This window comes from Enterococcus mundtii (assembly GCF_003957375.1).
Taxonomy (GTDB): Bacteria; Bacillota; Bacilli; order Lactobacillales; family Enterococcaceae; genus Enterococcus_B; species Enterococcus_B spodopteracolus.
Genome location: NZ_CP025473.1, coordinates 1,103,274 through 1,127,955 on the forward strand (window position 1 = coordinate 1,103,274; position 24,682 = coordinate 1,127,955).

At 34.6% G+C, this 24,682-nt stretch carries 24 protein-coding genes and 1 tRNA gene; 18 read left to right on the forward strand and 7 right to left on the reverse strand.

From position 1 onward, the window contains the following. The first annotated feature begins 113 nt into the window (after positions 1-113). From CYK55_RS05575 to CYK55_RS05585, 3 genes are all read left to right on the forward strand, one after another. Positions 114-1,082, forward strand: coding sequence for a LacI family DNA-binding transcriptional regulator (locus tag CYK55_RS05575; protein WP_034687860.1), 969 nt, complete (start codon positions 114-116; stop codon positions 1,080-1,082). 62 nt (positions 1,083-1,144) lie between these two features. Further along, positions 1,145-1,837 carry a hypothetical protein gene (locus CYK55_RS05580; protein ID WP_126134030.1) on the forward strand — a complete coding sequence of 231 codons (693 nt, stop codon included), beginning with the start codon at positions 1,145-1,147 and terminating at the stop codon, positions 1,835-1,837. Between the two features lie 154 nt (positions 1,838-1,991). Further along, positions 1,992-3,038 carry a zinc-binding alcohol dehydrogenase family protein gene (locus CYK55_RS05585; RefSeq protein ID WP_425321190.1) on the forward strand — a complete coding sequence of 349 codons (1,047 nt, stop codon included), beginning with the start codon at positions 1,992-1,994 and terminating at the stop codon, positions 3,036-3,038. A gap of 132 nt (positions 3,039-3,170) precedes the next feature. Here CYK55_RS05585 and CYK55_RS05590 read toward each other — a convergent pair whose 3' ends face one another. After that, entirely contained in the window at positions 3,171-3,836 is a 666-nt protein-coding gene (locus CYK55_RS05590) for a YitT family protein (protein ID WP_034687857.1), read from the reverse strand. A gap of 504 nt (positions 3,837-4,340) precedes the next feature. On the opposite strand from CYK55_RS05590, the gene CYK55_RS05595 reads away from it, so the two are divergent. The 8 genes from CYK55_RS05595 (at position 4,341) to CYK55_RS05630 (ending at position 12,841) form a co-directional block, all read left to right on the forward strand. Beyond that, the gene (locus tag CYK55_RS05595; protein WP_034687855.1) at positions 4,341-4,556 is read left to right on the forward strand and encodes a hypothetical protein; all 216 of its coding nucleotides are present in this window, start codon (positions 4,341-4,343) and stop codon (positions 4,554-4,556) included. 129 nt (positions 4,557-4,685) lie between these two features. Continuing rightward, positions 4,686-6,224 (forward strand): ABC transporter permease/substrate-binding protein, encoded by a 1,539-nt coding sequence (locus CYK55_RS05600; protein WP_034687853.1) that lies wholly within the window; start codon positions 4,686-4,688, stop codon positions 6,222-6,224. Further along, entirely contained in the window at positions 6,221-7,168 is a 948-nt protein-coding gene (locus CYK55_RS05605) for an ABC transporter ATP-binding protein (RefSeq protein WP_034687851.1), read from the forward strand. Before CYK55_RS05600 ends, CYK55_RS05605 begins: the two co-directional genes overlap by 4 nt. A gap of 409 nt (positions 7,169-7,577) precedes the next feature. Then, a complete protein-coding gene (locus CYK55_RS05610) occupies positions 7,578-9,062 on the forward strand; it encodes a helix-turn-helix domain-containing protein (protein ID WP_034687849.1) in 1,485 nt (494 codons plus the stop codon). 331 nt (positions 9,063-9,393) lie between these two features. Beyond that, positions 9,394-10,866, forward strand: coding sequence for a helix-turn-helix domain-containing protein (locus tag CYK55_RS05615; protein ID WP_034687847.1), 1,473 nt, complete (start codon positions 9,394-9,396; stop codon positions 10,864-10,866). A gap of 369 nt (positions 10,867-11,235) precedes the next feature. Beyond that, positions 11,236-11,574, forward strand: coding sequence for an LPXTG cell wall anchor domain-containing protein (locus CYK55_RS05620; RefSeq protein WP_034687846.1), 339 nt, complete (start codon positions 11,236-11,238; stop codon positions 11,572-11,574). 41 nt (positions 11,575-11,615) lie between these two features. After that, a complete protein-coding gene (locus CYK55_RS05625) occupies positions 11,616-12,218 on the forward strand; it encodes a hypothetical protein (RefSeq protein ID WP_034687844.1) in 603 nt (200 codons plus the stop codon). 98 nt (positions 12,219-12,316) lie between these two features. Continuing rightward, positions 12,317-12,841 carry a hypothetical protein gene (locus CYK55_RS05630; protein WP_034687842.1) on the forward strand — a complete coding sequence of 175 codons (525 nt, stop codon included), beginning with the start codon at positions 12,317-12,319 and terminating at the stop codon, positions 12,839-12,841. Positions 12,842-12,954: 113 nt separating this feature from the next. On the opposite strand, the gene CYK55_RS05635 is transcribed toward CYK55_RS05630, so the two are convergent. Together CYK55_RS05635 and CYK55_RS05640 are read right to left on the reverse strand one after the other, a co-directional pair. Next, positions 12,955-13,569 carry a LysM peptidoglycan-binding domain-containing protein gene (locus CYK55_RS05635; RefSeq protein WP_126134032.1) on the reverse strand — a complete coding sequence of 205 codons (615 nt, stop codon included), beginning with the start codon at positions 13,567-13,569 and terminating at the stop codon, positions 12,955-12,957. 402 nt (positions 13,570-13,971) lie between these two features. After that, a complete protein-coding gene (locus CYK55_RS05640) occupies positions 13,972-14,184 on the reverse strand; it encodes a DUF378 domain-containing protein (protein ID WP_010735711.1) in 213 nt (70 codons plus the stop codon). Between the two features lie 210 nt (positions 14,185-14,394). On the opposite strand from CYK55_RS05640, the gene CYK55_RS05645 reads away from it, so the two are divergent. The 3 genes from CYK55_RS05645 to CYK55_RS05655 all read left to right on the forward strand — a co-directional run bounded on the left by CYK55_RS05645 (position 14,395) and on the right by CYK55_RS05655 (position 16,907). Next, positions 14,395-15,087 carry a DNA-directed RNA polymerase subunit omega gene (locus CYK55_RS05645; protein WP_126134033.1) on the forward strand — a complete coding sequence of 231 codons (693 nt, stop codon included), beginning with the start codon at positions 14,395-14,397 and terminating at the stop codon, positions 15,085-15,087. A gap of 83 nt (positions 15,088-15,170) precedes the next feature. Continuing rightward, a complete protein-coding gene (locus CYK55_RS05650) occupies positions 15,171-15,446 on the forward strand; it encodes a hypothetical protein (protein WP_034690918.1) in 276 nt (91 codons plus the stop codon). 1,155 nt (positions 15,447-16,601) lie between these two features. Next, positions 16,602-16,907 (forward strand): hypothetical protein, encoded by a 306-nt coding sequence (locus CYK55_RS05655; RefSeq protein WP_034690942.1) that lies wholly within the window; start codon positions 16,602-16,604, stop codon positions 16,905-16,907. 148 nt (positions 16,908-17,055) lie between these two features. Here CYK55_RS05655 and CYK55_RS05660 read toward each other — a convergent pair whose 3' ends face one another. From CYK55_RS05660 to CYK55_RS13440, 3 genes are all read right to left on the reverse strand, one after another. Beyond that, the gene (locus tag CYK55_RS05660) at positions 17,056-18,345 is read right to left on the reverse strand and encodes a D-serine ammonia-lyase (RefSeq protein ID WP_126134034.1); all 1,290 of its coding nucleotides are present in this window, start codon (positions 18,343-18,345) and stop codon (positions 17,056-17,058) included. Between the two features lie 47 nt (positions 18,346-18,392). After that, positions 18,393-18,767 carry a hypothetical protein gene (locus CYK55_RS05665; RefSeq protein WP_126134035.1) on the reverse strand — a complete coding sequence of 125 codons (375 nt, stop codon included), beginning with the start codon at positions 18,765-18,767 and terminating at the stop codon, positions 18,393-18,395. 858 nt (positions 18,768-19,625) lie between these two features. Beyond that, positions 19,626-19,708, reverse strand: a tRNA-Leu gene (locus CYK55_RS13440). A gap of 64 nt (positions 19,709-19,772) precedes the next feature. Between CYK55_RS13440 and CYK55_RS13445 the strand changes: the two genes are divergently transcribed. The 4 genes from CYK55_RS13445 (at position 19,773) to nagA (ending at position 23,777) form a co-directional block, all read left to right on the forward strand. Beyond that, positions 19,773-19,934, forward strand: coding sequence for a hypothetical protein (locus tag CYK55_RS13445; protein WP_164546237.1), 162 nt, complete (start codon positions 19,773-19,775; stop codon positions 19,932-19,934). Between the two features lie 133 nt (positions 19,935-20,067). Further along, positions 20,068-21,285 carry a pyridoxal phosphate-dependent aminotransferase gene (locus tag CYK55_RS05670; RefSeq protein ID WP_126134036.1) on the forward strand — a complete coding sequence of 406 codons (1,218 nt, stop codon included), beginning with the start codon at positions 20,068-20,070 and terminating at the stop codon, positions 21,283-21,285. Positions 21,286-21,717: 432 nt separating this feature from the next. Beyond that, positions 21,718-22,554, forward strand: a complete 837-nt coding sequence (locus CYK55_RS05675) for a helix-turn-helix domain-containing protein (RefSeq protein ID WP_010735706.1) — start codon at positions 21,718-21,720, stop codon at positions 22,552-22,554. Positions 22,555-22,628: 74 nt separating this feature from the next. Further along, positions 22,629-23,777: an N-acetylglucosamine-6-phosphate deacetylase gene (gene nagA / locus CYK55_RS05680; protein WP_034690210.1), complete on the forward strand. Its 1,149-nt coding sequence runs from the start codon at positions 22,629-22,631 to the stop codon at positions 23,775-23,777. Positions 23,778-23,874: 97 nt separating this feature from the next. On the opposite strand, the gene CYK55_RS05685 is transcribed toward nagA, so the two are convergent. Further along, entirely contained in the window at positions 23,875-24,660 is a 786-nt protein-coding gene (locus tag CYK55_RS05685) for a MerR family transcriptional regulator (protein ID WP_241234800.1), read from the reverse strand. Positions 24,661-24,682 lie beyond the last annotated feature (22 nt).

The window sequence follows — 24,682 nt, forward strand, 5'->3', positions numbered from 1 at the left end:
TTTTTTTCTTTGATAGACTTTTTTTCAGAACGACGTGAGAGTTGCTCTTTTTTAGCACGAATCTTTGTTATAATGACTATAGTTATGGAATTAGGCATGGAAGGGGAGATTTTATGCCAACATTGGCAGATGTAGCTAAACGAGCAAATGTCTCAAAAATGACGGTTTCTCGGGTGATCAATCATCCAGAACAAGTCACTGATGAGCTAAAGGAACTAGTTTTTACAGCCATGGCTGAATTGGATTATCGTCCGAATATTGCAGCAAAAGCGTTAGTTTCGAACCGTTCACAGATCATCAAGTTGTTTATACTTGAGGAAATCGATACCACGGAACCCTATTATATGAATCTACTCATGGGGATTGCTAAAAGAATTGGTAAAGAGCACTATTCCTTGCAATTAGTGACCAACGATGCTTTTGACGTTGGGTCCTGCGATGGTTATATCATCACTGGCGTGCGTCAAAGAGATTTTGATTGGATCAATCGTCTAGAAAAGCCAGTCGTGTTATTTGGTGAAAATCGTATGGGCTATGATTATGTTGATAGCGATAATCAATATGGGACTGCCAAAGCGACACAATATGCCTTAGAAGTTGGTTATCAAACGGTTGTTTATATCGGCATTGATGAGGCAGAACCTTTTGAACTATCTAGAGAAGCGGGCTATCTAAAAGTGATGGAAGAGGCTGGGCTAACTCCGAAAATGCTGCGTTTTGATAATCATTCAACCACACCAGAAAAATATATCACAGAACATTGGGACGAATTTTTAGATAAAACGTGTTTTGTTTGCAGTTCTGATCGTTTAGCGCTTGGTATCGTTCGTGGCATCACACAAGTGGGCGGACAGTTACCCGAACAATTTGGCGTTATTGGTTTTGATGGCGTATTTCTTGATCAAATTAGTTCCCCAAAACTGACTACCGTTAAACAAGACATCATTCGTATGGGGGAAGTGTGCGGCGAAATGTTATTAAAGAAAATTACTGAAAAAGGAGCAAGCCAAGGCTACCGTCACTTTTTCCCAGAATTGATCATTCGTGAAACGACAAGAAAGTTAAATAAGACTAACGCTTAGCTATAGAAAATAGACGATTTGTGCTATTATAAGAGAAAGTCCACTTAAAAAGGATGGTTTACATGACAGAAATCAAACGAAAACATTTTCGCTTTCCTGCATACGATGATCACATAGGTGTAAAGTTAAAAAATGAAAATAGGCGTGTGCTGTTTGACGGACAAGATGATCTGATGACCGATACAAGCGACAAACCATTGTTCGAGCAAATCAATGAATTTCATTTTGAGGATTATTCAAAAAATCAAAAAAATCCTCATTCGACAGTCAATGTTCGGCATGCTTCGACACAAAAAGCAAATCTAGCAAAACATAAACAAAATTTGCCAGACTATAGACAGAGTAAAAAAACACAAACAAAACGAAACAGTCAGACGAATTTTGGCTATACTCGTCATGCCAGCCCTTCAGAGCAGAGACCAACACAAGAAAAAACAAGCCAATCACGAAGTGTATTCAATAGTTCGGGAAGAGAACGTTCTTATTTTGTACCTAAATACGTACCAGCTTCGATCATTTCTGATCCGAAGAAAAATAAAATCTCTGAAGAAGAATTGCTCGCTTCGATCAAAAAAGAAAAGAATGCGTATCTTTTATTTGAAACAGAAAATACACCCTATGATGGAAAACAAGGTGTAACAATGAACCAAGAGAAAAGTTCAAGTAAGAAAACTCATGGAGTATTAGATCGTTCGCTGGAAGGCCTGATCAATGACCAAGGTAATTCCTTGAAAGGCAATGGTTATTTCCAATAAGTAGTGAGTAATCAAGTATGAGAAAAAGTTGTTCCTTCAAACATCCAGACAAATAAGAAACAGGCAGGACCTGTAAAAAAATGTCTGGATGTTGGAGCGGAACAGCTTTTTTTTGACTAACTATATTATTGCAGTAGAAAGGAACAGGAAAATGATAAATAGACCCTCATCAATGAAAAGGTTTGGTTTTACTTATAAGACCCCTTATCCGCAATTGATTGAAGAAGATACTATGGTACCAAAACCTGACGAACATGACTTATTGATCGAAGTTGTAGCACTTTCGATCAATCCTGTAGATACAAAGCGAAGAGAAATCGTCAAAGAAGAAACGTTCACTGTGCTCGGCTATGATAGTGTGGGTTATGTACGGGAAATGGGCGCGGCTGTAAAGGGGTTTGAGCTGAATGACCGTGTCTATTATGCAGGAACGACTCAACGTGAAGGGAGTCAACAAGAGTATCAAATCGTTGATGCACGGATCGCTGCAAAAGCTCCTAAGAATCTTAGCGACGAAGCCGCTGCTGGAATCCCCTTGACTGCACTCACTGCCTATGAATTGCTATTTGAAAAATTTCAGTTAGTTCCTCAAGAAAAAGCAAATGAAGGAAAAGAGCTTTTGGTGATCAATGGAGGAGGTGGTGTTGGTTCGATCATGACGCAACTAGCGAAGTGGACAGGTATGAAAGTGTATGCAACCGCTAGTCCTCAAAATTTTGGATGGCTTGAAAAAAATGGCGTAGATGTTCCAATAGATTACCATCATTCTCTTTATGACCAGTTAAAACAAGCTGGGAGCGATGGTGTTGACTATATCGCAGTGTTGTATGATATTGAATCTTATCTACCAGAAATAAAAAAAATCATTCAACCTTTAGGGCATATCGGAATGATCGTTAATACAAAAGCGAAAATCGATTGGAATGAATATAAAAATGATTCAATCAGCTTCCATTGGGAGTATGTTTTCACGAAAACAGATCATAATAAAGAAATCGCAACACAAGGCACAATCCTAGAGACATTGACAAAGTTATTTGAAGAAAATAAACTTCATAGCCACGTAACAACTGTTTACTCAGATGGTATCAGCCGAGCTTCACTTGAACATGCGATGAAGCTGGTGAGTGAAGGTAGCCAGCAAGGAAAAGTCGTTCTGTCAGGTGGGTTCAAAACCATCGGTGGAAAAATGGATCGATAAGACAAGTAGTAAGAATGACTATAAAAAGCAACTGTGTCTGGAACATTGTTTCTCTCGCACCACCTAAAACCAAATAAACGGCGATAAACAAACACTTCTGTTCCGACCTCAGTTGCTTTTTATGGTAAGAGTTCAATCTATATATGAATCTTCCACAGGTTCTAATTGATTGACTGTTGGGGATGGAGCTGTGATTTTTTTGAAAGGATTAGCGAAGCGGAAGTACTTCACTTTATTCAATGTATAAGATAAAATTGAGCAACTCAAAAGAGTATAAGCAAAATGCGTAAAATCCAAATACAACAAAGACACAACTAAAATCCCAAACGTGATAATAAATAGACTTTTCCCGATATTCACATGGTAATATTTTTCAATTGCTTGATAAACGATATCTGTTCCGCCAGTGCTGCCACCAAAACGAAAAACTAAGCCACAACCGATTCCCGAGAGAATGCCAGTCATTAGACTATTCACTAAAAGATTTCCAACAGCAAAGTGGACATTTAAATTTTCCCATACATGCAAGAAGAAGACCAGAGAAAATGTTCCGACGATCGTTCGAATAAATGCATGTTTTCCAAAAATAAACAAGGAAATCAGCAATAAAGGTAAATTTATGATCAGTGAGGTGATGGAAGGCGCAAAGCCAAATAAATGATTAAGTAAAAGAGCAATTCCTGTGACACCACCATCAGCTAATTTTGAAGGGAGATTGATTCCGGTAACCGCTAATCCATAAAGAGCAGCCCCAAAAATAATTCCACATAAGTCTAATAAGAATTTTACTTGTTTCATCTCTAACCTCTTTTCTTTTTGAAAATTTTCAGCAATCTTTATATTACACTGAATGGCTCTATAAATTCAATAGGTAAATAGAAAAAATATACATGATGAAGTGTATTTTATTTCGGTCAATCATTCCTTGTAAAACAATCATTTAAAGCAAAAATGATTCTCTGTAAAAATATGTATTGTATAATTTAGGGGATAAAAAAATAGTGAATAAAATAGTGTGATCAATAAAAAAATGTATTTAAAGATAAAAAAATATAAATTATTTTATTAAATTTAACGATTATGATGTTAAAACAACCGATTTTTACTTTTTTGGTCACTGACACACAACTTAAAGTATAATAATTATTGAACAAGCCAGTAAACAAGTATCTCCCCCACGAGATTTTAAAAGTTACTGGCTGTTTTTTTTTAATTCCAACTTCTACTTTACAACGGGAACAATAGTTCGTATAATGAAAGAGCGAACCATTGTTCGGTATAAAATAATAGAGGTGATCAGAGATGCAATCAATGAGACGTTTTGGTGCGATGTTGTTGATTTTATTTTTCGGAATTATTATAGGTAATTATGGGTTACAAACAGCATTATTGATTTTTTTACCTTCGTTTGTATTATGGTTTGTGATGTGGGATGAAAAAAAGTATCGACAAAATGAACGAAAACGCAGGTATGAAAAAATCTTCTATCAACATAGAGCTACGTACGATTCAAAATAACTAAATACAAAAACAAAACTTGCAATCACTTCTCACCATCTAGTCGATTGCAAGTTTTTTTTAAAACAACTTAGTTGGGGTTTTACTTCGCTATGTTTATACTTAAAGGAGAACAGAAAGGAAGGTCATATGAATACGTTTATCGAAACGCTCAGTGAGAGAAAAGAAGAATTATTCGCAGCAACATTTCAGCACTTATCTATTTCATTGATTGCATTATTGATTGCCGCAGTGATTGCGATCCCACTTGCTATTTGGGCAGTCAACCATAAAAGAATGGCAGAATTTTTGTTACAAGTAACGAGTGTGCTACAAACCATTCCCTCACTTGCACTTTTAGGATTATTGATTCCATTTGTAGGGATCGGCACTTTACCGGCGTTGATCGCCTTGATCTTATATGCCTTATTACCGATATTTCAAAGCACTTATATAGGATTAGCAGAAATTGATCCATCAATCGAAGAAGCAGCAGTTGCTTTTGGGATGTCTCGTTTTCGAAGATTGATCAAAGTAGAGTTACCCATCGCGCTGCCTGTCATTATCTCAGGTATCCGCACAGCGTTGGTATTGATCATTGGTACAGCGACATTAGCAGCCTTGATCGGTGCTGGCGGGCTAGGAACATTTATCTTACTAGGGATCGATCGGAATACACCTGTTTTAACTTTGATCGGCGCAATCAGCTCTGCCTTGTTAGCGATTATTTTCAGTAGCTTGATCCGTCTATTACAACACTTGAAACCTCGTTATACGATGATCACTTTAGGCTTGATTTTGACTTTAGTCGCAGGTGCTTCCATATATCAAACTGGTTTCTTAAAACAAGAGAAAATCACGATTGCCGGTAAGCTTGGTGCAGAACCAGATATATTGATCCAGATGTACAAAGGATTGATCGAAGAAGAAACCGAAGCGGAAGTCGAATTAAAACCGAATTTCGGTAAAACCAGTTTTTTATTCAGCGCTTTAGAAAACAAACAAATTGATATTTATCCTGAGTTTACTGGAACAGTATTAGAGAGTTTGGTTACAGTTCCGGAATCAATCAAGGACCAAAAATTAACAAAGGAAGAAACTTATCATGAGGCCAATAGACTGTTAAATGAACAGTTCTCAATGACACTTTTAAGTCCGATGGCTTATCAAAACACATATGCTCTGGCTGTTAAACGTGACTTTGCGGATGAACACCAATTAAAATCAATTTCGGATTTAGCTAAAATCGAGAATCAAATCAAGGCAGGGTTCACGTTAGAATTTATCGACCGTGCGGATGGGTACAAAGGGATACAAGAACTTTATCAGTTAGATTTTCCGAGTGTCCAAAGCATGGAACCTAGTTTGCGTTACCAAGCAATAAATAATGGTGATGTCAATGTAGTTGATGCCTATTCTACCGACAGTGAACTGAAACAATACGATTTAATCGTCTTAGAAGATGACCGAGGCTTGTTCCCTACCTACCAAGGCGCACCATTGATGAATGAAGATTTTGCCAATGATCATCCAGAAGTCGTGGCAGCTTTAGAGAAACTTAGCGGTAAAATAACGGAAGAACAGATGCAAACGATGAATTACCAAGTAAATGTCGAGAAAAAACAACCAGCTGAAGTGGCACGACAATTTTTGGTTGACCAAAGTTTAGTGAAGGAGGATAACAATTGACCGAACTGATTGAATTTAAAAACGTCCAAAAAACCTTTAATGACAAGTATGCAATTAGACAATTAGACCTTTCGATCAATGAGGGAGAGATCTTTGTATTGGTAGGTCCTTCGGGAAGTGGAAAGACAACTTCACTAAAAATGATCAATGGGCTCTCTTTACCAAGTGACGGTGAGGTATATTTCAAAGGTAAATCATTAAAGGACTATAACTTGCAAAAAATGCGTTGGCAAATGGGATATGTCTTGCAACAGATTGCATTGTTTCCGACGATGACTGTCAAACAGAATATCGAAGTGATCCCTGAAATGTTAGGCTGGGAAAAACAAAAACGAGCCGAGACTTCGGATCAGTTACTGGCAAAAGTTGGTTTAGATCCCGATGTCTATCGTGATCGAATGCCACAAGAATTGTCTGGAGGAGAACAACAGCGTGTAGGGATCATTCGGGCGTTAGCAGCCAATCCTGAAGTGATCTTGATGGATGAGCCTTTCAGTGCGTTGGACCCTCTATCAAGAACTTCCTTGCAGGAGCTTGTTTTATCACTTCATAAAGAATTAGGTACGACGATTGTTTTTGTTACCCATAACATGGAAGAAGCAATTAAACTAGGGGATCGCATTGCTGTGATGAAAGAAGGGGTATTGATCCAATGTGATACACCAGGACAATTATTGATGCATCCTAAGAATGACTTTGTACGTAGTTTCTTCGAGGAATCGATCCAAGAAAAAGATCAGACAGTTGAACAACTTATACTTGCTGGTTTTTTTGAGAAAGAGATCACTGAACAAAGAAGAGTGATTCAGCTTGATACACCATTAAAACAATTATTTGCTCAACTAGAAGCTGTCGAAACAGTCAACATCTATAAACAAGAAATTCCGATTGGATCGATCTCCAGAGAAAATGTCTTTGCATTTCTAAGTGGAAAGCAGAGTTGATTTGAATGTTTTAGACAGGTGAACTATGACTTATTTAGATAACTGGACACAAAGAAGTAGTAGTTCAATAAAAGTTATTTAAAAACATATTAGAATATCAAAGAAAGATATGATCGAATGAAGGCGTTGATTTTAGGATGCTTTTATTCGATCATTTATTATTACTAATATTATTTAACCGTAAATTAAAAATATCTAACGTTAGCTTCATTTTTCTTATAGACATAAGACGATTTATATTTTAAACTTATAATTAAGTAATAGTACATATATTTTTTGAAATCTTATTTCAATGATAAATCTAAATGAAAATTGAATAATCATATAAGAAAAAATTGAAAAAATCACAGACGGGGTGTTATTTTTTTTGTTTATTACTGTGCTTTTTTATTAGATTTGGGGGAGTAAAATGAAAGGAATATTAAATAAACAAAGTACAAGGCAATTAGCTTTATTAGAATTGCTGTGGGAGAATGAATGGTTGACCGTATCGAAAATTGTCCAAGTCATCGGGGGAGTCGAAAAGACGATACGAACGGATATCAAACATTTAAATGAGATAATCAAACCACTTACAATTGAAACATCTTTTAAACACGGTGTTTTCTTGGATAAAACACTTGGAGTCTCAAAAACACATCTTTATTCTTTGTTTTTACAAAATTGCATCGAATGCCAGATCATCGAAGAAATTTTCTTCAATCCGAAGCTTTCTAAAGGTGAGTTATGTGATTGCTTGTTTATCTCAGAGACACAGTTGAACCGCTTACTGACCAAACTAAATTCAGTTTTAGAAAAATTTTCAATACAAATCAGTCATGAATTGACAATTGTAGGTTCAGAGATAAATATTCGTAAATTATTTGCTAGTTTGATGTATGAAAAATATCTTTCAGCACAAACGCTTCTTTTAAAAGAAGAGTTTGATTTGATCGATCAATTGATCCAACGTTTTTGTGAGGAAAACATAACGATCATTGAAACGAATGACCAGCATCATTTTTTATTAAATAAAATACACTTGAAAGTACTAGCTGCTCTATATCGATGCAAGCAAGGGGCTTTTATAGAAAAAAAAGCAACTGTTTTTAGCTACAAAATCATTTTGAATGATGAAGAATTAAAACGTAAATATAAAGAATATTTTGAAATTGAACTAAATGAAGACATATTATACAACTTATTTGCCAACTATTGCGAACCTTTTAAAGTGATCGGAGCTTGTCAACAGTTTGGTATTTTCCAATCCTCCTTACATAGTAAAATTGAACGACTGATCAAAGATTTATCTCAACGATTTAATATCGAGTGCTCCCATAGTGATACATTGATTTCTGACATTTTATGGAGTAGTTTTCGAATCACTGGACCGACTTTCATATTGAACAATGTGCTTGAAGAATTTGTTTTAGAATTAATGGATGAAAATCAAACAATCATGTTTGAAATAAGGGAGTGTTTTGCAGAAATATATGAAGAACTTGAACTTAAACCGTTTGATAAGAAAAATATGGTGTATCAATCGATATATAGTTTGGTTACACAGTGGTCTGATTTTAGGATCGAGATGAAAAAGACCCATCAGATCAAAGCTGCATTGATCTTGGATGTTCCTATTGGTCATTTGCGTATGTTGAAGGAAGAAATCGAAATACATTTTAGAAGTACGTACTCCGTTGATATCTTGTCACCATTTGATCTGTTCAGCCAAGTAAAATTAGAAAAATATGACTGTGTGTTGACAGATGTTTGTACAATCCGAGGGTCCATCGAACAACCGAGGGTGATCGGCATCCCGCATTATTTCGACAATGAGTTCATTCACAAATTACATACTTTTATCATAAAAAGAAAGGAAAGTATGAAGTTATTTAGAAAAGAACTTGTGATATAATCTGTTTAATGATCCAATTTATTAGATATGTCTATACTGGCATATCTTTTCTTGTTCTTAATTAATAAAAAAGCAAAAAATTATTGATAAACATCTGTTTTGAAAATGGTTATAAACAGAATGATCACTGAATCAATGAGAATACCTTAATATTTTTAAAATATACCAATTTTTTGAATGATAGAATTGTTGACATTTTCATTACATCTACCTATAAGTTCTAACGTTATTTTACCAAGCAGTCGGTAGATTGAGATTATTTTTAGATAAATCATTATGTTAAAAATAATGTAGACGTTCAATATTTTTTGTTGGGAGAGGTGGAAACGAAATGAGAGAAATCTTAGATGGACGTTTGAAACGTCAGTTGAAGATTTTGGAAATATTATGGGATACTCAGTGGATGACGACAGCTGAATTAGCCGAAATGATCGAAAGCTCAGAAAAAACAACTCGAAATGATCTTTCACAAATCAATGAGATGATTGCACCGTTGACAATTGAAACCTCCTTTAGATCAGGAGTATTGCTAAAGAAAAATCTGAAAACACCCAAAGCATTCATCTATTCAAAAATTTTGAGTAAAAGTTTGGAATATACCTTACTTGAGACACTATTTTTTAGAAGAGTAAGTTCAAAAGACGACCTAAGTGATAGTTTATACATATCTGAAACACAAGTATCACGTATTATTAATCGAATCAATCAAGTCATCAGTAAATATGAATTTAAAATCAATAATCATCTCGATATTGTAGGTAATGAAGGGAATATTAGAGATTTTTTTTCTGCCTTCTTTGCAGAAAAATATAATTTACCTGAGAATTTGCTGAAAAGCGATGATATCTCTTTGATCACGGATATTATCGAAGTATTTGTAAAAGAGAATACGATCTGGGCATTAGTCAATAATGATAATCACTTGTTTTTAGGAAATATGAAATTTCATTTATTTATTTTTTTTATTCGTTTGAAGCAAGATTATCAGTTGTTATCGAGGAATGTACCGTTTATTTTCCAACATTTCTCAAATGAAACAGAACTTTTAAGACGTATCAATGAAAATTTTGCCGTCAATTTAAGAGAAGAAAACCTCCAACAACTTTTCTATGAGTTTTATCAACCGATTCATCCAACTTTACGATTACAATATTTAAATGTCCAAGTTGATGCTGTAAATCAAAAAAATAAACTAAATCAAGTAATTGAATACTTAGAAAATAAGTTCGGTATAGTTTGTGAGAATCGTGATCAATTGATTCATGATATTTATTGGACAACCATGAATATGGTAAGACCCACCTATATTTTACATAATAAAAAACGAGAATTTTTTCAAAACGTAAAAAGAGACAGTCCCACACTAGTGAAAGATCTAGAAGACCGATTTTTTGAGATTTATCAGACATTAGGATCTGTATTTCATAGCTATCTAGATGAAATGATCCATCAATCAGTCTTCAAGTTGTTGACTTCCTGGTCAAATCTATGGGTACAAGTACGGAAGCAAAAGATAAAACTCCATGTCGCACTATTATTAGATAGTTCTTATGATCATATGCGTATGCTCAAAGAGGAAATCAAATTTTATTTTCGACATAATATCAATATAGAGATTCTCAACCCTGCGACAAAAATACAAAATGATTATTTAAAGAAGTTTGATTGTCTTCTGACAGATATATATTCCAATGACTATTTTGAAGTGCCTACTCTTGGGATTTCTAACTATTTAGATGAAGCGATCATTGATAAATTGGTCGAGTACTATCACATCAAAGTGGATGAACTTGCTGAGATTTGATCTACTATATAAAAATCAGTTGGCAATAGTTTCAGGATAGTTTATTCGGTTCCGCGATATATTACTCAATTATTTCTTTGGGTGGGAATTATTAAGAAAAGTACAAACTGATAGGTTAAAATAATATGTTATTTATTGGTTTCATAAGGACTCTATAATGCTATCTTATCACTTTTATATATGGGGTATTGGTCAATTATTGTAAGCCAGGATTATATTTGTTACTAAAATAAATAACTATATATTCTTATTTTATTTACCAAACTGGCGGTAAAACTTGGTTTTAAAAGTGCTGGTTTTTTAAGGATAATTGTTTTGTGGGAATCGTGTCGTTTATATTAGGAGGTGAAGGTTAAGATAAAAAAGACGATGTATTACATGATAGGTGTGTTGCTGTTATGCTTTATGAGTCCAACTGTCTATCATGCTCAACAATCAGAAATACAAACAGTTCATGTCGAAGCAACGATCGGTGATTTAAGTAATAGTTCCGAAAATCAAGACGACACATGGCAGAGTACCCAAAATGAAGAACAGCAAGCTACAGGTTCAACACCAAATAAAAGTGAAGGTTCTTCCTCTAATTTCCCACAAACCGGAGAACGCTTGACCAATGGAATTGCTTTGATCGGTTTATTGCTTACTCTTTTTTCGATAGGATTGTTTTATACATTCAATCAAAAAGAAGAACGACTACAAAAAATTTAGTGAAATAATATAGATTATTTCAGCAAGGAGAGAAATTCAATATGAAGAAGCTAAGTAATTTAGCGATTGTATCCACAGTTTTATTAAGCGCTTTGGGATTTGGATCAATGAATGTTGCTGCCAATGATTTAGGATGGATTCCTGGTCAACCTGACAATTCGCCGGGGCAAACGATCAAAAATGATGATAAAGCTGATGTTAAAGTTTCAGGGTGGATCGGAGAATGGGATCCAGTTGATCCAGAAGATAAACGCTATATCGACATTACGATCCCAACGACTGTAAGATATGCAAATGCGATGGCAGAAGACGGAACGCCTCAACCAGAGATCGTTTCCCCATTATATGCAATGACAAATAATTCAACTTCACATAGAGTGATGATCGAAGTAGATAGCTTTGCGGAGACAAGCTCAACTGGAATCACTCAAGATTTGTTCTTTACACCACTAAATGAAGCAGCGGTTCGTTTACAAAGTGCTTCGGGACAGTTCTTGAATACTCGTACTTACTTGACAACTATCGATACAGGACAAACCAAATCCTTGAAATTTGAAGGCGCAATCACTAGTCCTTTCCAACAAGATGTTATTGTGACACCTGCATACACGATGTCATTCCATTTTTCTGCATTAGCTAACTAATCTTAGCAAAGTTGATAAGTATTCCATTACCTATTTTAGTAGAAAGAGTCTGAATGACAGACTTTTCAGTTATAATTTGAGAAAGGAGGTTGAGAAAAATGGCACATAGTAATAATATTGAAAAAAAGAATCATAGTAAAAAGAAGAGAACTTATATCTTGTTTTCTTTGCTACTCCTATGTCTTGTAGCAGGGATCGGCGGATACTTTTATTTTAATCAATCTCCTCCTCAAGTAGTGGCAGGATTGCCTGATTTAGATGACAATCTGTCAAGATTAAGTAATGAAGATATTTTGAAAGTAATGCAAGATCAAGTGGATAAAGACAAAATGCGTATTCTTTTGAAACATGATATAGAAGTTGATAAAGAAGGAAAAGCAAGTGTCGATGTACGTAATAATGGTCAGAATGCATTCAATATCCAAGTAGAATACTATCTAGCATCAAATAATAAACAATTGTATAAATCAGGATTGATTCCTCCAAACAACCGAATAGACTCTATCCCTTTTGAAAATCTACCTGATGCTGGCAGTCATGATGTTAGAATTTTATACAATATTTATAATGAAGAAAAATTGGTCAATACAACAACAATCGATGGTACAATCAACATTAGTTGATCGCTGATTGATGGTAACATAAATAAAAAATGGAAGGCTCTGAAAATAGATAATCTATTTTCGAGCCTTCCATTTTTTATTTATTTAGCTTTTAACTCAAAGCTAAACCGTACTTAGTACCAACCGTTAGCTAACCAGAAAGCTTTGGCTGCATCCCAAGAACCATAACGAGAAGCAACGTATTGTTCTGCCACTCTTTCTTGATTGGCAGCAGAGTAGTCACCGTTCAAGTAAGAAGAGTCTAATTGGTAACGGCCGATATAACGTCCGTTTGTTGCTGTATAAGAACCGCTAGATTCTTTTTGTGCGATCCATTCTTTGGCATCGTTCGTGCCAGTTGAAACAGCGACTTCAGTAGCTGGTGCTTGTTCCACAACAGGCGCTTGTTCTACTACAGGTGCTTGTTCCACAACAGGTGTTTCCACAACTGGAGCTGTTTCTTGAACAGGTTCCACAGGTGTTTGAGTAGCGACAGGAGCAGCTGCTTGCTCACCAGTAGGAATAGTTAATTCTTGACCTGAAAAAATCATGTGAATGTTTGAGATTGAGTTAGCTTCGGCAATTGTTTGGATCAAGGAGTTGTCACCAACGTATTTTTGAGAAATCGTTGATAAAGTATCACCTGATTGAACAGTGTAGGCTTCGTCTGCGTGTGCAGAAGTACCCATAAATAATGCAGCGCCGGCGGCCAAAGTTGTTCCAAAAAGAATAGTTTTAAGTGATTTCATGAAAGATCTCCTTCGTATTTTAAAAAGTTATTTGATTAGCTGTTTTCGCTAACGAGTAATACTTTACCATGTTGAGACATTTCATAGGTGATAAAAACGTAACAGTTTATGACAAAGCTACCTTTTTTGTAATATTCAACGAAACATATGTAATCGAAAAACGCTTTCTTTCCTTTAATTAAAAGAATGTATGTTCTCGTTTTTTGATAAGAAAAATTAGTTAAGAAAATATTAAGTGCGTAATAAATATGTTTTTTTCCTATTTTAGAAGATAAAATGGCTGGATATCAATCAGTCATAATAGCTATTCTTAAGGCTGTTGATGTCAATACAAAGGAGTTAATCAAATAAAAAAACATGGAGCAAATGTTTGCCCCATGTTCTATAAAAATCAAATCCCAATTATTGATGTTCTACACGATTGGAGATCATTGGAAAGAATTTCAAACAATAAATAGCACAAATCCCGACAATAATATATATAGCTTTAGCTAAAATAGTTGTAGAGCCGCCTGCAATCGTCGCAACTAAATCAAATTCTAATAAACCGACTAACAACCAGTTCAATCCTCCAACAATCAACAATGTTAAAGCAATCATATCTAATGTTTTCATTGAAATTACCCCTTTCCTATATGACATACTATTATTATAAAACAATTAAAGAATTTGTACTAAAATATTGCTTGTAATTTAATTTATAGTCCATTCATTTCAACGTTTTATAGAATTTGAAAATTTAAAACAGATATGTCTTGACAATAGACAAGTAAAAGATTAGATTTAGCTGGTTATAAAATAATAATATTTATTAAGGAGAAGAACATGAAAAAAAAATGGATGATTACTGGATTGATTGCATTGTTGCTAGGGGCTATTGGTTATACGGGCACACGGTTTGCAGGAGAAGTTTTATTCTGGGGTGGGGAATCTGATATCAGTAAGATCAACGAAAATTTAGAAAAACTTGATCAACAGTTAACAAGCCATAACCAACAAATCACTGACTTGAATAGTCAATTAGTAATAAAAAATCAAGATCTTCAAAATATACAAACAAAAGCGCAAGAATACCAAACAAAGATCACTGACTTGGAGACGCAAAAAAGCCAATTGGTTGCTGAACATGCAAATTTACAAAACCAATTAACCAGTAAAGAAAACCAACTAAATGACAAACAAATCGAAATCAATAATAAGATCAATGAAATAACTCAAAAAATAAACGAAATCAATACCCTAAATAGTCAATGGAATACTAGACTCCAAGAAATCCAGGGTAAATATACAGAGATGCAAAGTACTGTCAATCAGTTAAACGAACAAATCAGCCAATTAAATCGAGAAAAAACAAATTTACAAACTGATTTAGCAACCACGAAGAAACAATTAGAAACTATTTCAGCAGAAAATAGTAATTTGAGAAGTTATATCGCACAATTAGAAAAAGCGAGAAACGATGCAAAGCTAACAGCGGCAAAGTCTCAACAAATCGTTGATCGTCAAGTGAATAAGTAGACTTTAACGATACTTTTTTCAAGGAAAATCACTTGTAAAACGGAACGTTCGTTCGTATAATAGGGATGAGGGGAGAGATGACAATGGAAAGAAAATATGGATCGGTCTCAAAAATCAGAACAATCAAATTAGGGGAACGACCACTGATTCGTTTTACTTTAGGCTCAGAGAATTGCTTGATTGCTAATTATAGTCTTAATTTTATTGCCGATGTAGATGAAGGAATGAAGATATTTGTGAAAGGCTACTATAATAACCGTAAGCAATTTGTCGTCAAAGACTACACGGTATTAGAAAAAACAAATATTGTTGTCGCTTTTGAAAATAGTCTCTTCCCTAAACAAAAGATCATCAAATGAAAGTACAAAATCAATGCCAGATATCAAGGACGAATGGATTACTTCTTAATAGAAGTAATCTTTTTTTCACAAGTAGCAATGTTTTTCTGCTCATTTTCTATGTTTCTTTTCAAATGAGCTTTTTCGTTTAAGAGAGCTTTTTCTTTTTGGCTAATTAGAATTGATCAAATTTTAAATATTCTTAACCAAACGACAAGTTCTTGCAATGATTTTAAGTCAGGGTTAAGCTACCAGTAGGCGCCATTACAAAAGAGAGTATCAATAGCTAAAAACTTCTGGGGGAAGTGGGATAGCATGCATATCAATACTCTCTTTACTAATTATATTATACGTATTTTAGATAACAAAAGAATTATACAATCCTAACCATACGGTTTTTTTAATACCTACTCTTTGGAGTAGGTATTTTTTCTATAATAATATAGTTAGTTTTACAGAAAATATAATGTCAATTGGACCACTTATTTAAAGAAAAATAGTAGGTAAATAATTAGAAGTGAAAAAATTAGATTTAATAGGAGTAAAAATATTGAATCTTATTTTAAATTATTTTGTTTAATATTTATTAAGAGCATAGCAACTGGAACCGTGATTGTAAGAACGATTAGAGCTAAATATATTTGATTGGCTGAAAAAAATAAAAGGTTTGAAGCATTTACTGATAAGATATGATAAAAGCTATAGACATGTATTGGCATCGACGGTTCCAATATTCCTACATTAAAAACTAGAAAATCAGCTAGATTGAAAAAAGAAAACAATGTACCTAATCCACCGATAAAAAATAAGATGATCGGTTTGGACGAAGTATTTAATCGACTAGCGTTTAATACAATAACCTCCTAATTTTTCTTTGTAAAAGTTTGGAGCTAATGAATCATTTCGGACAGCAAGAAAACTAAATTTAGCAAAATTGTTTAAAACAAAAAAATTTTCATAAAAAGTTCATGCATTGTAAAGATATGAATTTGTTTATTTCTGTAACGTGCTAAATAGAAATATTTTTAATCATTTAAACATATCTATGGATGTTTAAAAATTAATGTGACAGCAATGTAAGCGTTTCTTATCAATGGTTTAAGCAAATAGACACCGTTTAATTTATTCTTTTTTATACACTCTAAGTGTACAAAAAAAATAATAGGAGTGGTCAATATGAAGAAATTTTTATTAGCATGTCTAGGAATTTTAGCAACAGTTAGTTTTGCAGCGTGTGGTCCTAAAGTCTCAGAAAAGCCAAAGAGCCATTCGCCAAAGCAATCACAACAGATCCCCAGAAAAAAACAAAGTAGTGACACAAATGGTACTAAGAAAAAAGAAAAATCTAATAACAAGAGAAAAGAACAGGAGAATAAACAGTCAAATGATAATAAAGAAAAGAAGAGCCAAAAAGTAAAACCAAAAAAAGAAAGAAATTCTCAAAATAGAAAAACACCATATGAAAAAATAATCAAATCATAATAATCTAGCTAATGTAAGGTAGATTAGCCTGGGATGATCTAGTAACCCAACATTGCCGTAAAAAAAGAACATCGATAACTGAGTATTTTTGTTATCGATGTTCTTTTAGCGAGCTTAATAACTTGAACTTGCTGTTATTGTTACATAATTAGAAATTAAGTAAAGACAATCCTTTTTTGTAATATTGAGCCATTTCTTCTTCTGGAACCATATTACCACCCGTTCCCCAAATTATGTGTGTGCCAGACTTTATCCAAGGTTTTTTCGATGCGAATGCTCGATTTATATTCACAAATGATGCAATCCCAGCAGTGGATGAAGGTTCCACATAGATGTTTTCACTATCCGCAAGCAATGTTAAATATTGATATAATCTTTCATCTTGAACAGTCGAAGTAGCATATAAAATCGGTTCTATGATTTTGCCGACTAAACGCGATGGGCGGCCGACGGCTAATCCATCAGCAGCTGTCTTACCATCGATTGCAATATCTTGCACTGAAATTTTGTCGTGTAATCCTGTGTACAGGCCAAGTAACATGGACGGAGCGTGAGTAGGCTCTACAAAAAATATTTTTACAGCATCACCAAAAATGCAGGACAATCCAAAGGCAATTCCACCTGGACTACCACCTACACCACAAGGAAGATGGACATATAGAGGATGATCTTCGGAGACTTCAATATTTTTTTCTTTTAATTGAGTTTGTAGTCTCAGTGCAGCTACAGAGTATCCTAGAAATAAATCTTTTGAAGCTTCATCATCGATGAAATAACTGTTGGGTTTCTTTACTGTTTCTGCTCGCCCTAAAGCTACAGCTTTGCTAAAATCACCTTCGTACTCTTTGACAACAACACCCATTTCTCTCAACAAACGCTTTTTCCAGCTTTTTGCTTCATTAGACATGTGGACAGTCGTCTGAAACCCTAACTTTGCTCCCATGATTCCGACACTAAGTCCTAAATTTCCTGTAGAACCCACAGCGATTGAATAATTAGAAAAAATATTTTTGAATTCATCATTTGCTAGAATAGCATAATTACTATCAATTGTGAGTTTTCCAGAATCCAGTGCAACTTTTTCAGCAAACGTCAAAACCTCATAGATTCCACCTCTGGCTTTAATCGAACCAGATACAGGAAGATTATTGTCACATTTAAAATATAGTTTACTGTTTGTTTCAAAATGTTCTTTTTCTTTTATTTTATCCAACATACTAGGAATCTCAACTAATTCTGACTCGATGATCCCATTAGTAGATTTAGTATCAGGAAAAACTTTAGCAATGTATGGAGCAAATCTTTGTAGGCGTTTAGAAGCGTCGATTACATCATTTATGGTAAAACATGAAATTTTTTTCCCAAAATTTGGATTTATCCAACAAACTTCTTGATATGCTTGTAATGCTCTTAATAAATGATCTGTTCTAATAGTCATTTTTAGGCCTTCTTTCTATTTTTTAACTTATGTTAACGATGAAAGAATTATTGATTCATCCCCCATGCAACGAAGAAATAAAAGAGTGTAGGGAGAGAAAAAAGTAAATTTGTTCCTAAAATCCAAATGGAAAGCAATTTATAATTATTAGTGAAGATATTGAAAAATAATCCAATTATCGAAAAAATGATAAAAAACGAGAGAGAAGATAAATAAAGTTTATCGGAAGAAACGTGAAGGATAGATGAAGTAGCAGAAGCAAATTTTTCAAAAAATCCAAATAGAGGGATGTTCGGATCTGCAACGCCCATATGGAAAATATAGAGACAAGTGATGTGTAATACCGATATCGCTGCACCAAGAGTACCGATTACTAATAAAGAGATTGCTTTTAATGGATTAGCAGATTTGATTATTGGCATATAAATACCTCCTAAGTTTTATACATTTAATTATCAATAATAAAAATTTTCTAACCATTTTTTTGTCTGCTTTATTCATTACATTTTTGTAAGAGATTAGAAAATAAAGAGGTTTGCATGGTTTGATTGGGATTTTTCATTTGAGGAATCACTAGAGTTGTTATAGCTTAAGACAGTTTAATTATTTCGAAGGTATGGGTTTTTAATGGATTAACTATTCTTTAGTGTGGAATAATATATGCAGTTATTAAAAAATCAAAACGTTTGGGGAAGTATATAGCGTGCATGTTGATACTCTCTTTATTAATTATGATATGCGTATTTTAGACAGCAAAAGGATTATATCGGTTGAAATAATAGATAAAAAGATAGTAATCTTATTGTATCACCTAATAACATTGCTTTTCACAACCCATTCTTTTCGAGCGGGTGTTTTTAATTGAATAGGGAGCTACTCAGGCCAAATTGACTTACTCAGGATGGATAAACAAACGTTTTTTAAAATCACATACTTTCTATGCTGCATTATTGTATTTGGTACATCAGTGACAATATTGTATAAAAAATGTACGTTCATATTATTTTTTGTCTTTGAAGCAGGTAGTATAAAATAGATTGTATTTCATCCATTTCGGAAATCCAGTATCTGTATAGTTCCTTTTCGAATTTTTCTTTTTATCAAGAAAGAACCGTTTCTGGAGATAAAACAGAAAAAGCTAATTTCCTATAGATTTCATAACCTTATATAAGGTTGGATCATTGATAGAAATAATGCATATTATATGATAATAGTAATAGAAATGTTTAGTAAATAAAAAAAGTTCGCAAAGTTTTAACACTTTACGAACAAAAAATATATGCAGACGATGGGATTTGAACCCACACGAGCTTGCGCTCACAAGACCCTCAATCTTGCATGTCTGCCGTTCCATCACGTCTGCAAGAAACAACACTTTAATCATAGCGAGTAACGAAATAGATGTCAAGATAAGAAAGAGGAAAATCATGAATAAATATGATGGGGAATTTTCAATTTTAGGAATGGTAGCAGGCATTATCATTGGATCTGCATTCGGACAATTGCCCATGGGGATATTCCTAGGTGTGATCATCGGGATCGCTATGGATTGGGCAGCAAATCTTTGGAATGATCGGCATGAGAAATAAAAGCAAAAAAGTTGATTTTCATCTAGGATTTTTTTAAAACGGTGGCAAAATCCAGATGAATGGAGTATGATATGGAAATAAATGAGTATAATCAGAAATTTCTAACTTTTTTGAAACGAGGGATTGGATCACTATGAGAGAATTTGAAAAATCCAACAAATTAGAAGGCGTAAGTTACGATGTCCGCGGACCGGTTCTTGAAGAAGCCGAACGAATGCAAGAAGAGGGCATCAGTATATTAAAATTAAATACGGGAAATCCAGCACCATTTGGATTTGAGGCCCCAAATGAAGTGATCCGTGATTTGATCATGAATGCCAGAGATTCAGAAGGCTATTCGGATTCAAAAGGGATTTTTTCTGCACGAAAAGCGATTGAACAGTATTGTCAATTGAAAAAATTTCCAAATGTGACGATCAATGATATCTATACTGGTAATGGGGTCAGTGAGCTGATCACGATGTGTATGCAAGGGCTGTTGGACAATGGCGATGAAGTATTAGTGCCAATGCCAGATTATCCTTTATGGACAGCTTCTGTTTCTTTGGCTGGGGGAAAACCAGTTCATTATGTATGCGATGAACAAGCCGAATGGTATCCAGATATTGAGGATATCAAATCTAAAGTTACCAGTCGGACAAAGGCAATCGTGATCATCAATCCTAATAATCCAACAGGAGCTTTATATCCGAAAGAGTTATTAGAAGAAATCGTGAAAATCGCACGAGAACATCAATTGATCATTTATTCAGACGAAATCTATGATCGTTTAGTGATGGACGGCTTAGAGCATATCCCGATTGCGACTTTAGCACCTGATTTATTCGTTGTCACATTGAATGGCCTATCTAAATCACATCGTGTGGCGGGATTCCGTGTCGGCTGGATGGTGTTGAGTGGTGACAAATCAAATGTAAAAGGCTATATTGAAGGGTTGAATATGCTTTCCTCTATGCGTCTTTGTTCAAACGTCCTGTCACAACAAATCATCCAAACTGCCTTAGGGGGCTACCAAAGTGTGGATGAATTGCTATTGCCAGGTGGACGGATCTATGAACAAAGAGAATACATCTATAATGCAATCAATGATATTCCTGGATTATCAGCAGTTAAGCCGAAAGCAGCTTTTTATATCTTTCCCAAAATCGATACGAAACGCTTCAATATTACCAATGATGAGCAGTTCGTATTAGATTTTCTGCACGAGCATAAGATTTTACTTGTTCACGGAGGTGGTTTTAACTGGCCTGATCCAGACCACTTCAGAATCGTTTACTTACCAAAATTAGACGATCTAAAAGTAACGGCGAAAAAAATGCATGAATTCCTGACAACCTATCAACAAAGATAGGAACTGTCATATTTTGGCTGTGGTGCATATTAAGTAGGTAGCTTTAAGCGTAAGCGAGTAACTGATGGGACAAATCAAGATTTTATGAAGTAAGTGAATCACTATAAAAATTGGAATCAACGATTCTTATGGGCGTTTGCTTACTTCACTAAATCAACCGTTTTTGTCTGGGGTTTATTCCCATTTAACACCTGCGAATAACCAGTTTCGAGTAATAGCCAACGAGTAGTAAAAACGATGTGATTGGCAACTTTTTTATAAAGTAAATACGACTTCATTTAAAAGCCGTCTCGATACCGAGGCGTTTTTTTTAATGTCAATTTTTGAAAAATGATTCATTGCTATTGGACTTTTCTTGAAGTTTACAAAGTAGTCAAGTACAATACATGTAGTCATGCGAATACGCATATTTTTTTTGAGAGGGGGATACTTATGGAAGCATTAGTCGATTCCTTTGGTACGATCATCAAAGAAATCCGAAAAGAACAAAAAATGACTCAACAAATGCTTTCACAAGGCATTTGTTCTCAAAGTGTGCTGAGTAGAATCGAAAATAACGAAGAGTTACCAAATGTATTAGTGATGGCTCAGATCTGTCACAGGCTTGGTGTAACGATCGATTATGTAATGAACTTATCCAAGGACAAGATTCGAGCAGCAACTAGACAGTTTGATCTTCTGGATCTATACTTTTTAAAAAGAGATTATCGTAAATTAGAACAAGAACTAAAATCAGCGAAGGTGACAGAGAATCTCTATTCAGCTGAGGATTTTCAACGGTATTATTATTATTTAGGTGTTTGTGAATTTACATTAAGGAAAAACCTAGTAAAGGCACTTAGTTACTTGAAAGAAGCATTGACTTACTCCAGCCAAAAAGATCGGACACATGTCTGTGATATCGAGATTCAATTGATCAGCTGTATTGGTAAAGTCTATGGGGTTGCAGGGAGAAGTACAGAAGCAAGATATTATTTAAGTCGTAGTGTCCAACTCTTGCATGATACGATCAACGAGCACAACAAAAGCGAATTGACGCAGATTTTTTATAATTATGGTAGTTTTCTATTTCATCAAGGAGAACGCCAAGCAGCTCTTGAACAAGTGAATCAAGGGATTCGTTGGGCACAAGAAAAAAATAGTTATTATTATTTAAATGATTTATTTATTCTAAAAAGTTTGATTTACAAACAGCAAAATGAACTATCAAAAGCATTGTTTTATGAAGAATTAGCTCAAGCAGTAAAAAAGATTGCTAAAAGTATATAAATGGTGTAGACCATTCTTGACTTCTTTCGTAAATAAGAGTAATTTAAAGGTAGATCATCAAAGGAGAGAATAGAATGAGAACTTATATCTATGCTGACAAATTCTTTTTAGCATCTGGTGTGAAAAACACTGGATATCTTGAAATCACTGATGGGCTTTTTGGCGAATATCTTTCAGAAAAACCAGCTGGTGAAGTAACGATCATTGATCAAAGCGGTAAATGGATTGCCCCTGGACTTGTAGACACACATATTCATGGATTTATGAATCACGACGTTATGGATAATGACGCAGAAGGAATCAAAGCTATGTCAGAAGGCTTGTTATCTTGTGGGGTAACTGCCTTTTTACCTACAACATTAACCTCTAGTAAAGAACGTCTAAGAGATGTGGCAGAGACGATTGGAAAAATGTACCATGAAGTTCCTGGGGCTAAAATCAAAGGGATCTATTTTGAAGGACCATTCTTTACAGAAGAGCATAAAGGTGCGCAAAACCCAAGTTATTTTGGCGACCCCGATTTGGCAGTCTTTAATGAATGGCAAGAAGCTTCAGGCGGATTGATCAAAAAAATCGCATTAGCACCAGAACGCGCAGGTGTAGAAGAATTTGTAAAACAAGTGACAGATGAAGGCGTTGTAGTTGCTTTAGGTCATAGTAATGCAACGATCAATGAAGCACAAGCAGCTGTTGAAGCAGGTGCAAGCGTGTTTGTTCATGCGTTTAACGGGATGCGCGGCTTGAACCATCGTGAGCCAGGTATGGTCGGCGCATTATTATCATTGGATCACGTATTTTCTGAGTTAATTTGTGACGGTCACCATGTCCATCCAAATGCAGCACAGATCCTGATGGAAAAAGCAGGACATGAACATGTGGCTCTGATCACGGATTGCATGATGGCGGGTGGGATGCCTGATGGTAACTACAATTTAGGTGAGTTCCCGGTAGTCGTAAAAGATGGAACGGCTCGCTTAGAATCTGGAAATCTAGCTGGAAGTATCCTAAGATTAAAAGAAGCAATCAAAAATGTCGTAGATTGGGGCTTAGCTACACCAGAACAAGCAATCATGATGGCTACGTACGTTCCTGCAGTTAGCTGTAAAATCGACGATACATGTGGAAAGATTGCTAAAGGAAGAGATGCTGATTTCATCGTCTTGAATCCTGACATGACCTTAGATGCCACTTATTTAGATGGTATTGAACGTTATCATGCGTAAAAAAGAATAAATGAACAGCCAAAAGGAAGAAGCAACTCTTAGCTTTACTCTCTTTTGGCTGTTTTTTTGTGGTGTTTTTTAGATAAATAGTTGGTTACTAGATCAATACTTCTAAGCGTGTAATAAATTCATTCTGGTCATTGGTTTCATGGAAATCTACAAGATAGAGTTCATAAAATGGACTTTTTAATTCTAGTTGATGTGTTTGTGCATATTTTTTCAATTTTTGAATGCCTGTGACTTGTTGCTCATAGGCTCCTTGGTAAGTGTAGGTCAAGTATTTCCCGGATGGTAACGTGGACACCTCATTGATCAAAGAGGCAGTTTCTGGATAAAAATAAAAGACTTGATAGGCAAAAGGATCTGACTCTTCATGTAAGATACTTCCAAATAAATTTTGATTGTTGGCACTGAGGTGTTTCTCATATTTTTTATGCAGCTGCTTCAATGCGTAATCAACATCATCGCTAGTCGTCATTTCATCGTGTTTGATTACTTGACGTAACTGATGTTCCATCATGATCGGTTGATTGAATGGAGTATCTTCTACTTCATAGATTAACTGTAAGCGATCATCTAATAAGGAAATTTTTTCTTTTGATTCTACAATCAAACGATGCAAAGAATCAATTTCAAATCGTAAAAGTTCTTTTGTTCGATCGATATTTTTATTATTCAGATATTCGACGATCTCAGGTAAAGAGACATCAAAATATCGCAGATCGCGAATCGTATTTAGTTGTTCTAATTCTTTGTACGAATAATTTCGATAACCGTTATCGTCATAATCTGGTTGGATCAAACCGATTTTTTCATAGTAACGTAAAGTATGTGGGGTAATATCATATAATTTTGCTAATTCATTGATTTTCAATCGATTCACTTCCGTTTGATTTTATTTATAG